The organism is Caloramator sp. CAR-1, from assembly GCF_030546345.1.
GTDB lineage: Bacteria > Bacillota > Clostridia > Clostridiales > Caloramatoraceae > Caloramator > Caloramator australicus.
Map to the genome: position 1 here is coordinate 1 of NZ_JAUONW010000001.1, position 11,975 is coordinate 11,975.

The following is an 11,975-nucleotide window of genomic DNA, read 5'->3' on the forward strand; positions in this document are numbered from 1 at the left end:
CTAAGACACCTTGGATTGCTCCTTGGCATCTCCGCTCGACTTGCATGTGTTAGGCACGCCGCCAGCGTTCGTCCTGAGCCAGGATCAAACTCTTATGTTTAAATCCTTAGCTTCTTAAATTACTGCTGGTCGCTTCGCCACTGTTCAGTTTTCAAAGGTCAATCAGCGTTTCTTATCTTATCACGCTTTTTACTCTTTGTCAATATCTTTTTTCTTTTTTTCTCGCCGCCCTCGCGACGACATGTTATATATTATCACCATGATTACATAGCTTCATATCTGTTATAGCCCATTATTTGAGTTTATATTACAAAATCTATGTTTTTCTCTTTTAATCTTGAAATTATAGCTATCGATATTCCAGGTTTAGTTGTCAGCATTATTAGTGTTTCCATTCCTCAAAATTCTATTCATTATTCTTTTATGCAAATAATTTTTTTACTCCCCTTAAATTCAATATCGACTAATCCCTTTTGATGTAAATCATTAATTATTAAATCTACAAATTTTTCTGGTTCATTTATTTTAACCTGTTTTTTACTCCAAAATACCCTTCCTCTAATATTTTTTATAAGATCCTGAAGTTCCATAATGCTTGCCTTTTTATTTTTATTTAAATAATCAAGTATTTTTTTTCTTGCTTTAATATAAAGCACATTGATAAGTTCGCTAGGCAGTCTAGCCTCCTTTAAATATCCTATATACATTAAAATCATTGTTATTATTGCTATTGATAACACATATAATATGTATTTCACTTAACTTCCCCCCATCTAAAAATTAGGCGGCAAAAATGCCGCCTAAAATTATTTACTTATAGTCTTGATCTTTGGAATATTTGTTTTTCCTACTTTATCTACATACATCCAAAGTGTCCATGCAACTATTAAGAATAAGATTAAAGCACCCCATTGTCCAAGTGGCATACTCTTTAATGCCAAATCAACATTAGCATAAGCAAATGCTGCAAGGATTACACCCATAAGGCCTTCCCCTGCGATAAGACCTGATGAATAAAGAACTCCAACTTCAACCTTTTCCTTTAGAACATCTTCCCTCTTTTCCATCTTATCAACTATACCTCTTATAATACCTCCAACCATTATTGGAGTTGAAAGATGGATCGGCAGATAAAGTCCTATCGCAACTGGAAGTGCTGGTATTCCAAATAATTCAAGCATTAATGATGTTGCAACTCCCATGAATACTAGGTTCCATGGAAGATTTCCATTCATAATACCCTCAATAACAAGTTTCATAAGTGTTGCCTGTGGAGCACCAAGTTCCTTTGAACCAAATGTATAAGCCTTGTTGAGCATTATTAAAATAAATCCTATAACTACTGCTGATGCAAGAACACCGATTATTTCACCAATCTGTTGTTTCCATGGTGTTGCACCAACAAGATAACCAGTCTTAAGGTCCTGTGATACGTCACCAGCTATTGCAGCAGCAGTGCAAATTACCGCACCAATAACAAGGGCTGCAATCATACCCTTTTGTCCTGAATAGCCAGCGGACTTTAATATAACTGTAGTTATTAATAATGTAGCAATTGTCATACCTGAAACTGGGTTTGATGAACTTCCAACAAGACCTACTATTCTTGATGAAACTGTTACAAAGAAGAATCCAAATATAGCAATAAGGATTGCACCTAAAACACCAACTGGAATTTGTGGTAAAACTGCCATTAAAACAACTAGAATTAATACTCCACCAATAATCCACTTAGCATCCATATCACTATCTATTCTTTCAATTTTTCCTGCTGCCTTTGCTCCGAATCCCTTCATTGCATCTTTAAATGAGTTGATTATAGTTGGAAGAGCCTTAATTAAACTTATTATACCACCAGTTGCAACGGCACCTGCACCGATGTATCTTATATATCTACTCCAAATTCCCCAGTATCCAAGTTCCTTTATTGGAGCTGGTGCAGGGAAAATTGGTTCTGCAATGTAATGCCCAAAGAATGTAATCATCGGTATAAATGCAAGCCATGCAAGGATTGCACCACCAAGCATATAAGCAGAAATTCTAGGACCAACTATAAATCCAACACCAAGAAGAGCTGGGTAAACATCAGCACCAATTGCGGCACCTTCATATCCTTTAATTTCCCATTCTATTTCAGTTGGGAATAGCTTTAATCCGTCCCCTAAGAACTTATAAACAAGTCCTACAAGTCCTCCCATGAATATATACTTTGCACCTGTTCCACCTTCTTCACCTGCAACTAAAACTTCAGCGCAAGCAACTCCTTCCGGATATGGAAGCTTTCCATGTTCTTGAACAATTAAATATCTTCTAATAGGAATCATGAAAAGAACACCAAGAGCACCACCAACAAATGTAATTATTCCCATTGTTAATGCATCTGGACTTTCTCCCCATAAAAATAATGCTGGAAGTGTAAAGATTGCACCTGCCGCAAGGGATTCACCAGCTGATGCGATAGTTTGAACCATGTTGTTTTCAAGAATTGACTTTCTTCTTAAAACAACTCTAACTATTGCCATTGAAATAACTGCCGCTGGTATTGATGCTGAAATAGTCATACCAACTTTAAGTCCAAGATAAGCATTTGCGGCACCAAATATGATGGACAAAAGTATACCTACAACTATTGACAAAGCAGTAAACTCAGGCATAACCTTTTCTGATGGAATATAGGGCACATACTTTTGTCCCTCCTTAAGACCATAAGCGCCTTCTGGAAGACCCTTTCTTGACATAAAACCTCCTCCTTTAAAAAAATGATTATATCTAATTTATATTTCTATAATAAACAAAATTTTCCTTCAAATTTTTCGAAAATTTAAAAATATTTTTAATATTTTCTAAATGCATGGTTAGAAAGAAATATGGTATTGACAATCATTATCATTTATGTTATATTTAAAATAAACCAAAATATATTTAACCCTTTAGAGAATACCCCTATCACATAAAAAAGCTTCGGGCAAATGCCCGAAGCTTTTTTATTTAACCTTTGCAAGGAATAAAAGTCTTTCCCATCTTCTATCTACTTCTTCTTGTATTCTTTGGATTATATGTTCATTTTCTGGCTTAAATAGATGCTTAAATCTTCCTTGTGGTTTTAACCATTCTGTTACTGGTAACTTTTGTTTTGGTATATAATTTATCTTATATTCGCCGTTTTCTACTTCATAAAGTGGCCAGAAGCAAGTTTCTACAGCAAGCTTCATAAGTTCAAGCTCAGTTGCTGTATCGCATCTCCATCCTCTTGGGCATGGAGTTAATACATTCATGAATTTAGGACCTTCAATACTAAATGCTTTTTCTGATTTATTATAAAGGTCGAACATATATGGAGTTCCAGGAATTACAGGAACTGATTGCGCAACATATGGTAGGTTATGTGCAACCATAATTTCAGTTAAATCTTTTCTAAACTGTTCCTTACCAGGCTTTACTTTTCCTGCTGGTGAAGTTGTTGTATCTGCACCAAGTGGAGTTGCTGATGATCTTTGGATACCAGTATTCATATATGCTCCGTTGTCATAGCATACATAGAGCATATCGTGTCCTCTTTCCATAGCACCTGATAAAGCTTGTAAACCGATATCGTATGTTCCACCGTCTCCACCAAATGCTATGAACTTATACTTGCCATCCACCAATCCCTTTCTTTTCATCGCCTTGAAGGCAGCTTCAGCACCACTTACAGTTGCAGCTGCATTTTCAAATGCTGTATGAATCCAAGAATCCTTCCATGCTGTATATGGATATAGACATGATGAAACTTCAAGACATCCAGTTGCGTTTGAAATAACAGCTCTTTCATCATCCTTTAGAGCCTTAAGTATCCAGTTAACAACCATTGGTGCTCCGCAACCTGCACACATTCTATGTCCACCGGTAAATCTAACCTTCTTCTTAGAAAGCTCCTTTAAATTTGGCATAAAAACACCTCCTATTCTCTTACACCTAAGTAGTTGTAAACTTCATATTTTCCTGTTTCAATTGCATTGAATAGGTCAGCATAAACCTTTTCAATTTGAGTTGTAGTAACGTCTCTTCCACCAAGGCCATATATATAGTTAGTTACTATCTTTCCATCTGCTCTTCCATACATAGCGCTTCTAACTTCAGCAAATAATGGACCGCCTGCTGCTGAGAAGCTATCAGCCTTATCCATTACTGCAACAGCCTTAACGTTCTTTAGAGCTTCTGCAAGCTCTTCTGCTGGGAATGGTCTGAATACTCTAATCTTTATAAGGCCAACCTTCTTGCCTTGTGCTCTTAAATTGTCTACAACGAACTTTGCAGTTCCTGCAGTAGAGTTGATAACTACTATTGCAGCTTCTGCATCTTCCATTTTGTATTCTTCAAAGAAGCCATATTTTCTTCCTGTTAACTTTTCATATTCTGCTGCAACTTCAAGGATTACCTTCTTTGCATTCTTCATAGCTTCCGCTTGAAGTCTCTTGTGTTCAAAATAGTGGTTTGGAAGATCAAGTGGTCCCATTGAAACTGGGTCTTGTCCAATTAAAGCAAATGGAGCTTCTCTTTTTACTCCAACAAACTTTTTAACTTCTTCATCATCAAGCATCTCAAGGTTTTCAACTGCATGGCTTGTTATAAACCCGTCATAGCAAACCATAACTGGAAGTTGAACGTCCTTATGTTCCCCTATTCTTATTGCTTGAATTAAGTTATCATATGCCTCCTGTGCTGTTTCACCATAAAGCTGAATCCAACCTGAATCCCTTGCACCCATAGTATCTGAGTGATCGTTATGTATATTGATTGGTCCTGAAAGTGCTCTATTTGTAACAGCAAGAACCATTGGAAGTCTCATTGATGCACCAACATAAAGCATTTCCCACATAAGTGCAAGACCTGCTGATGCTGTTGCAGTCATAACTCTTCCACCTGCTGCTGCAGCACCTATACATGCTGACATCGCACTGTGTTCTGATTCAACTGCTACGAATTCTGTATCTACTTCTCCATTAGCAACAAATTGTGAGAAGTATTGTGGAACTTCTGTTGATGGTGTTATAGGGAAAGCAGCAACAACATCTGGATTTATCTGTTTCATACCAAATGCAACTGCTTCGTTACCACTTAAAGAAACTCTCTTTGCCATATCCTAATCCTCCCCTCATTATTCTTCTGGAACGAAGTCAAGTGCGCCAAACTTACATTGCTTTGTGCAAACTCCGCATCCTTTACAGTGATCATAATCAAATCCCTTTATCTTTCCGTCTTCAACAAGGATTGAATTGTCTGGACATACTACCCAGCAAAGTAGGCAGTGTTTACATTTATCTTCATGCCATACTGGTCTCATTGCTCTCCAGTCACCAGTTTTAAAATCCTCTGCATTACCAGCATCAAGAATTACTCCACCTGGTGTAGTTTCCTTCCAAGTAGTGTTTGGTGTTATATTCATCTTTCTATTATTCATTTCCCTTCACCTCCTCAAGTGCTCTCTTCACAGCTTCCATATTCTTTGGAACAACGTGTGGCTTGTTTGCAAACTTATGCTTGAATGAAGCTTCAATGTCGTTTAAGAATACATCAACTGGAATAACACCTGTAATCTTAACAACTGCTGCAAGCATTGGAGTATTTGGGAAGTATGCTCCAAGTGTTTCTTCTGAAATCTTTCTTGCGTCAATTGTGTAAACCTTTCCGTTGAAGTTTAATTCCTTTTTAATTTCTTCAGGTGACTTTGCAGTGTTTACTATAACTGCTCCACCTTCCTTTAATCCTGCTGTAACTGGAACTGACTTGATTAATGTTTCGTCAACAACAACCACATAATCTGGTTCATAAATATTGCTGTGGATTGTTATTGGCTCATCGCTTATTCTGTTGTAAGCAGTAATTGGAGCCCCCATTCTTTCTGGACCATATTCTGGGAAACCTTGAATATACTTTCCGGTATTAAAAGCTACTTCTGCAAGAAGTAATGAAGCTGTCTTAGCACCTTGTCCACCACGACCGTGCCAACGAATTTCAACTAGCTTACCCATTTTACTTTTTCCTCCCTTCATTTAAAAAGAAATTCTAGTATAACATAATAATTATTAATTAATAACAGTTCTTTAAAAATAGTAAAATTAAGAATAGTCAAAAATATAACAGGGCATCAAATAGATTGTAACAAACCCTACATTTAAAGTCAATAATTTCAAAAAATAAAAAGGATTCGACATATCAGGCGAATCCTATAAAAAATATTTATTATTTTTTTATAACGGATATACTATATATTTAATTAAAAATATTAATAAAAGCCCTGGTATACCTAAAACTCCGACTAAAAACGATGTTATTAAATTCAGAGGTATAGTCATTTGAAAAAGATTGAGTAATATGTTCATAGCAAAAACAATAAGTCCCCCAATTGCTGTTTTTAAAATTATTTTAAAGATGATCAGATTTTTTAATTTCATTGAAAGGACCAATAAAATTAAAAATATAACTACACCTAAATAATAAATTATACTTTGATCTATATTCAACATCATAGAAATCCCCCCCTTAAATCATATTTATTCAAACAAAAAAATATTATTACCTTAACTTCTTTAAAATGTATGCAATCCTTTTTTGAATTGCCTTTTCAGCATAAATTGCATATTCTATAAGGTCAGGATCATCCACATAATTTATATAATTTCTTATAAGTTCAAGCTCTAAAACTGCAGCCTTGAATTCATCCTTTAATGCATCATTTTCATTGACCTTTTCCTTGGCAATATTTAACTTTTCAGCAAATTTTATATTCATTTCCATAAGAAATCCACCTCCCCTATGTTATCTGTTATTATTCCCAAAATGTGGTGGATTTAAACAGATTATTGATATATAATAATTAAGAGTTTTAATATTCAACAAAGGTGTGAAAGCTATGAAGTTATCCATTGAACAACTAAGAGTTTATGAGGCCTTTGAAAATAAAACAGCTGAATGTCCCCTGTGTTTAATTCAAAATGAATATGAAAGGCAATTAATAGAAGTTATATTGGGAGAAATGGTAATGGATTCCGAATTCTACACAAAACTAGGGAATGAATTTTTATTTTGTAGACGGCATTTTGAAAAGCTTAATCAAACCTATGACAAGCTTGGTTTAGCATTGATTCTAGATAAGATAATAGATATTGAAATAAATAATGTTGAAAAAAGTGCTCAATCAATAAATAAAGATTCTTTAATTCGCAAAATATTTAAACCCCACAACAATATTAGATATGATAATAATCAAGAATGCTTTATATGTAATAAAATTTATACCAATATCATTGATAATATAGGCATTTTAATCCATCTTTGGATTAGGGAAAAGGATTTTAAAACCTTATATAAAACCTGTAAAGGTTTTTGTAAAAATCATTATTTATTAATATTATCATATTGTAATCATCATAATACTTACGAAACGGGAATTAATGAATTTATTGAAGTTACAAAAGAAATTCAAAACAAAAGTTTAAAGGAATTACAAAAGGAAATTCAGTGGTTTATTAAAAAGTTTGATTATTTAAATGCCGATGCTCCTTGGGGAACATCTAAAGATGCTGTGCAAAGAGCATTAAAAAAAATAGTTGGTTATAAGGAAGAGCCTTAAATTTACTCTTCCCTTTTGAACGACTTTATTTTCTTTTGAAGGAGTTTAATTGGAATTGAAGGAGTTTTTTTGAGGAAGACACAAAAAGAAGGGATTTAAATTTCCCTTCTTCCTTCTAATGCTTTACTTAAAGTCACTTCGTCGGCATATTCTAAGTCCCCGCCTACCGGGATTCCATGGGCTATTCTTGTAACTTTTACTCCTAAAGGTTTCAAAAGCCTTGCAATATACATTGCTGTTGCTTCACCCTCAACATTTGGATTTGTTGCCAGTATTACCTCCTTAACCTCAGGAGTAATTCTAGATAAGAGCTCTTTTATTCTAATATCATCCGGACCAATCCCACCTAACGGAGAGATAGAACCGTGAAGCACATGATATATCCCAAAAAACTCCCTTGTTCTTTCCATTGCGATAACATCCTTTGGTTCTTCAACAACACAGATGGTTGTTTTATCCCTCTCTGTATTCTTGCATATTATACATGGATCCACATCCGTTAGGTTACCACAAACGGAACAATACTTTATATTCTTTTTTGCATCTACAAGAGCCTTTGAAAAACTCTCTACATCTTTTTCATCCATGTTTAAAACATGAAAGGCTAATCTTTGGGCAGTCTTTGGCCCTATTCCTGGAAATTTAGTAAACTCATCAATAAGTTTCAAAAGGGAATGGGGATAAAAATTCAAAAAAATCACCCCACATTAGAAAAGACCTGGCATTTGAAGTCCACCAGTTATCTTTGCCATTTCGCTTGTTACAGTTTCCTCTGCTTTATTTGTAGCCTCATTAACTGCAGCAAGTATTAAATCTTGAAGCATTTCAACGTCATCTGGATCAACAACTTCTTTCTTTATCTTTATTTCAAGAAGCTGCTTTTTACCGTTTACCACTGCAGTTACAGCACCACCGCCAGCTGAAGCTTCAAAAGTTCTATTATGAAGTTCTTCCTGAAATTCTTCTATTTGTTTTTGCATCTTTTGAACTTGCTTTATTAAATTATTAAATCCGCCTCCCATTGGTGGCATTCCACCCTTGAACATTTTAAAACCTCCTTGTAGCCTTTATATTATTATATGCAAATACTTGAATGTGGGTCTTTAAAAATTATACCATTTTTTTTATATCTCTCCAAGCCATTAATTTACTCAACCACTTCAACTATATCCTCACCAAAAATTTCCTTTGTCTTTTTAATAGCTTCCTCTATATCATTCTTTTCCTCTTTAACCTCAAGTCTTATCTTAACTGGTTTTCTTAAAACCTTAGAGAAGGCCTCTATAATAAACTTTTTATTGTCTCCCTCTTCGATTTTCTTTTTTGAAAAGGCATATTTACCTTCAAAGGTTATAGTTATTTCCCCATTTTTTACAGATGTAACATCCCCTAAATTAAGTAGGGAAGCTAGGCTCATCCTTTTATTTACTTTTAAATAATTTAAAACATCCTGCCATGCTATTCTAGCTTCATCTAAAGTAACATCAACAGTTAATGCAGCCTCCTCCTTTGCCTCCTGTTTTGATGGTTCTTCTACCTTTAATATTTGTTTTGTCTCTTTTTTGTGTTCTTCCTTTAAATTTACATTTATAGTTACATTTCCAGATTTTATAGCTTCCTCTAATCTATTTAATCTATTTAAAATAACTTCTAAGGAAGTGTCATATTCTATTCTACAAAACTTAATCACCGCCATCTCAAGGGCGATCCTTGGCTGCATAAATGTTTTTGCATCGTTTTCCGCCTCTATAAATATATTTATCCCCCTCATTATTTCTTCACTTGAAATCCTGCCTGCTTGATTTTTAAGCTCCTTTATATAGTCTATACTTGCATCTATAATCTCTGTAGGATTTTTAGAGACTTTTACCATTAAAAGGTTTCTAAGATGGGCAATAATTTCTTCTATAAAATTATTTATATCCTTACCTTCTAATATAATTTTATCTACAAGTTTCAGTGAATTTTGAATATCCTTTTCAATTATCAAATCAACAAGTTTAAAAATATTTTCCTTTGATGTTAAACCTAGTATTGATATAACGCTTTCATAATCTATTTTGCCGCTTACTGTAGAAACCAATTGATCAAGTAAAGACAAGGCATCTCTTAATGCACCATCAGAATATGAAGCTATAAGATCCAAAACATTTTCTTCAATTTCTACTCCAATTTCGTTTACAATAAGCTTTAGCCTTTCCTTAATCTCATCCTTTTTAATTCTTTTAAAATTAAACCTCTGGCATCTTGATAAAATAGTTACTGGAACCTTTTGAGGGTCTGTTGTAGCTAATATAAATACGGCATATTCAGGGGGTTCCTCTAAGGTTTTTAAAAGAGCATTAAAGGCATGAGTTGACAGCATATGAACTTCGTCTATTATATATACCTTGTATTTTGCCTTTGAAGGAGGAATTGAAACAGTATCGATAAGATCCCTGGCATTCTCAACTCTATTGTTAGATGCAGCATCTATTTCAATAAAATCAAGCAATGTTCCTTTGTTTATACCTGAGCATATTTCACACTCATTACATGGATTCCCATCTATTGGATTTAAACAGTTTATAGCCTTTGCAAATATTCTTGCTGTCGATGTTTTGCCTGTTCCTCTAGTTCCTGAAAAAAGATAAGCATGCGATATATGTCCAGCTTTTATTTGATTTTTTAAAGTTTTAATAATAGGCTCCTGTCCGACAACTTCATCAAAGTTTTGAGGTCTCCATTTTCTATAAAGAGCAATTCTCATAAAATCAGCTCCTTTAAAAATTAAGCTGGTGACTTAGCACCAGCTTGATGTCTGTATATAAAAAAAGACCTGGCAATCCAGATCTTTAAGGCCGTGCACCTTGCCTTGATATAAACCTACAGGCGTTACCCTGGTAGTTAGCTCCAACCAGGCTTCCCCATGGCACACAGAAGTGCCTGCTTACCGTTGCTTCCTCCCGGACCTGGCGGGGTTCACAGGTTTCTGTTGCATAGGACCCAGTTATCAACACCACTTGCCAGGGGCAGTCCCCACAGGCAGGTACCTCAGCAAGGGATTCAACCCTGCTATAGCGGATTGCAGGTTACAGGGCACCGCTACCTCCCCGTCTAGCACGGCCATGGCGGAGAGAGCGGGATTCGAACCCGCGGAACCCTTTATAGGGGTTCACACGATTTCCAGTCGTGCTCCTTCGACCTCTCGGACATCTCTCCATATGGCACTTATAGATTATACTATATTTAAAGAAATAATTCAATAACAATTTTTGTAAGCTTATGCCTTTTCTTCTTCTATCTTATTTATTTCTTGGCTTATTTCCCTTGTTATTTTTTCTTTAGCCAATTTATATAATTCAAGGGCATCTTTTGCCTCGGATGGATATTCGGATATTCCAATATACCACTTTCCAATAAGATATTCCTTTATCCTATCGATTACCACCTGCGCTCCATTTAACCCGGTAAAGGGCAATATCGCACAAAAAGTTGAATTTCCAAGTTCAAGGACGGTGTCTACTTTCCTTAATCTGTCTGATATATTCTTTATGATTTCGCTGATCTTTACATCTTTTTCACTTTCACAGCTAGCAATAATTAAAGTCAAATTATAATTTCCTCTTTTAGCCCTTTCTATTTCATCTTGTAGAGCATCAATTAACTTTTTATGATTTGTTTCTTTTTTATCTAATATTAATTTTTCCACCCTCTTTAAAATTTCAGATGTTTTAAAGGGTTTATTGAGATAATCATTAACTCCCTTTTCTATAGCCTTCTTAACCGTAACCATTGTAGCATCAGAAGTTAACATCATAATTGGAACGTTCTTATAATTTTTAAACTCTTCATCTTTCCTTAGAAGTTCTACCAAATAAAATCCATCTTTATTGGGCATATGAACGTCAAGAATAATAAGATGAAACTGGCCATTTTTTCTTTTTATCGTAGCTATAGCTTCATCCACATTTGAAGCTAACTCAACGGAATATCCTTCCATTTGAAGAATTTCTTTTAAAGAAACTTGTATCAGGTTTGAGTCATCTACAAGTAGTATTTCCCTGTTTTTCGATTTTTCCATAATCATAAACATATTCACCTTAACCTCATAGTGTAAAATTATTGTAGGACGAAAAAGGACAAAAAATTTAAAAGAGACAACCCCTGTGGTAAAATAAAAAGTGGAAAAAACACAAATCAATAAGGGGGTGTCTCTTTTGAATAATATTATACAACATGATATTATACAACAACATTTAATAAATTTCACTACTAAATTAATAAAAAATGTAGAAGAAATGCTGTCAAAAGAATGGGATTTTACAAAACTTGTTGAGGTAGTTAAAGAATCGACTGATGAACTTGGAAGGAATATAATAAA

General features: G+C 34.6%; 13 protein-coding genes, 1 tRNA gene, 1 rRNA gene and 1 other RNA gene. 1 reads left to right on the top strand and 15 read right to left on the bottom strand.

From position 1 onward, the window contains the following. The 9 genes from Q3V94_RS00005 to Q3V94_RS00045 all read right to left on the bottom strand — a co-directional run. Positions 1 to 100 (bottom strand): 16S ribosomal RNA (locus Q3V94_RS00005); the annotation flags it as partial. Positions 101 to 413: 313 nt separating this feature from the next. After that, complete coding sequence (locus tag Q3V94_RS00010; RefSeq protein WP_303524464.1) at positions 414 to 758, bottom strand: hypothetical protein; 345 nt, start codon at positions 756 to 758, stop codon at positions 414 to 416. Positions 759 to 806: 48 nt separating this feature from the next. Then, positions 807 to 2,738: an OPT family oligopeptide transporter gene (locus tag Q3V94_RS00015; protein WP_303524466.1), complete on the bottom strand. Its 1,932-nt coding sequence runs from the start codon at positions 2,736 to 2,738 to the stop codon at positions 807 to 809. 246 nt (positions 2,739 to 2,984) lie between these two features. Beyond that, a complete protein-coding gene (locus Q3V94_RS00020; protein WP_274766868.1) occupies positions 2,985 to 3,929 on the bottom strand; it encodes a thiamine pyrophosphate-dependent enzyme in 945 nt (314 codons plus the stop codon). 11 nt (positions 3,930 to 3,940) lie between these two features. Further along, a complete protein-coding gene (porA, locus tag Q3V94_RS00025) occupies positions 3,941 to 5,119 on the bottom strand; it encodes a pyruvate ferredoxin oxidoreductase (RefSeq protein WP_303524468.1) in 1,179 nt (392 codons plus the stop codon). 18 nt (positions 5,120 to 5,137) lie between these two features. Next, positions 5,138 to 5,440 (bottom strand): 4Fe-4S binding protein, encoded by a 303-nt coding sequence (locus tag Q3V94_RS00030; protein ID WP_008909627.1) that lies wholly within the window; start codon positions 5,438 to 5,440, stop codon positions 5,138 to 5,140. Continuing rightward, entirely contained in the window at positions 5,433 to 6,011 is a 579-nt protein-coding gene (locus tag Q3V94_RS00035) for a 2-oxoacid:acceptor oxidoreductase family protein (RefSeq protein WP_008909626.1), read from the bottom strand. The genes Q3V94_RS00030 and Q3V94_RS00035 overlap by 8 nt, the downstream gene beginning before the upstream one ends. A 219-nt stretch (positions 6,012 to 6,230) precedes the next feature. Beyond that, positions 6,231 to 6,509, bottom strand: coding sequence for a pro-sigmaK processing inhibitor BofA family protein (locus tag Q3V94_RS00040; protein ID WP_274766867.1), 279 nt, complete (start codon positions 6,507 to 6,509; stop codon positions 6,231 to 6,233). 46 nt (positions 6,510 to 6,555) lie between these two features. Next, positions 6,556 to 6,777, bottom strand: a complete 222-nt coding sequence (locus Q3V94_RS00045) for a hypothetical protein (RefSeq protein ID WP_008909624.1) — start codon at positions 6,775 to 6,777, stop codon at positions 6,556 to 6,558. Between the two features lie 115 nt (positions 6,778 to 6,892). On the opposite strand from Q3V94_RS00045, the gene Q3V94_RS00050 reads away from it, so the two are divergent. Next, positions 6,893 to 7,612: a DUF6062 family protein gene (locus tag Q3V94_RS00050; RefSeq protein ID WP_008909623.1), complete on the top strand. Its 720-nt coding sequence runs from the start codon at positions 6,893 to 6,895 to the stop codon at positions 7,610 to 7,612. Positions 7,613 to 7,707: 95 nt separating this feature from the next. On the opposite strand, the gene recR is transcribed toward Q3V94_RS00050, so the two are convergent. The 6 genes from recR to Q3V94_RS00080 all read right to left on the bottom strand — a co-directional run bounded on the left by recR (position 7,708) and on the right by Q3V94_RS00080 (position 11,681). Further along, on the bottom strand, positions 7,708 to 8,304 hold the full coding sequence (recR, locus tag Q3V94_RS00055; protein ID WP_303524471.1) for a recombination mediator RecR: 597 nt from the start codon (positions 8,302 to 8,304) through the stop codon (positions 7,708 to 7,710). A gap of 15 nt (positions 8,305 to 8,319) precedes the next feature. After that, on the bottom strand, positions 8,320 to 8,658 hold the full coding sequence (locus tag Q3V94_RS00060; protein ID WP_008909620.1) for a YbaB/EbfC family nucleoid-associated protein: 339 nt from the start codon (positions 8,656 to 8,658) through the stop codon (positions 8,320 to 8,322). Positions 8,659 to 8,759: 101 nt separating this feature from the next. After that, positions 8,760 to 10,361: a DNA polymerase III subunit gamma/tau gene (dnaX, locus tag Q3V94_RS00065; protein ID WP_303524472.1), complete on the bottom strand. Its 1,602-nt coding sequence runs from the start codon at positions 10,359 to 10,361 to the stop codon at positions 8,760 to 8,762. Positions 10,362 to 10,452: 91 nt separating this feature from the next. Continuing rightward, an RNA gene (gene ffs, locus Q3V94_RS00070) (signal recognition particle sRNA large type) lies at positions 10,453 to 10,717 on the bottom strand. 3 nt (positions 10,718 to 10,720) lie between these two features. Beyond that, a tRNA-Ser gene (locus tag Q3V94_RS00075) sits at positions 10,721 to 10,813 on the bottom strand. A 61-nt stretch (positions 10,814 to 10,874) separates the two neighbouring features. Then, positions 10,875 to 11,681, bottom strand: coding sequence for a response regulator (locus Q3V94_RS00080; protein WP_303524474.1), 807 nt, complete (start codon positions 11,679 to 11,681; stop codon positions 10,875 to 10,877). Between the last annotated feature and the right edge of the window lie 294 nt (positions 11,682 to 11,975).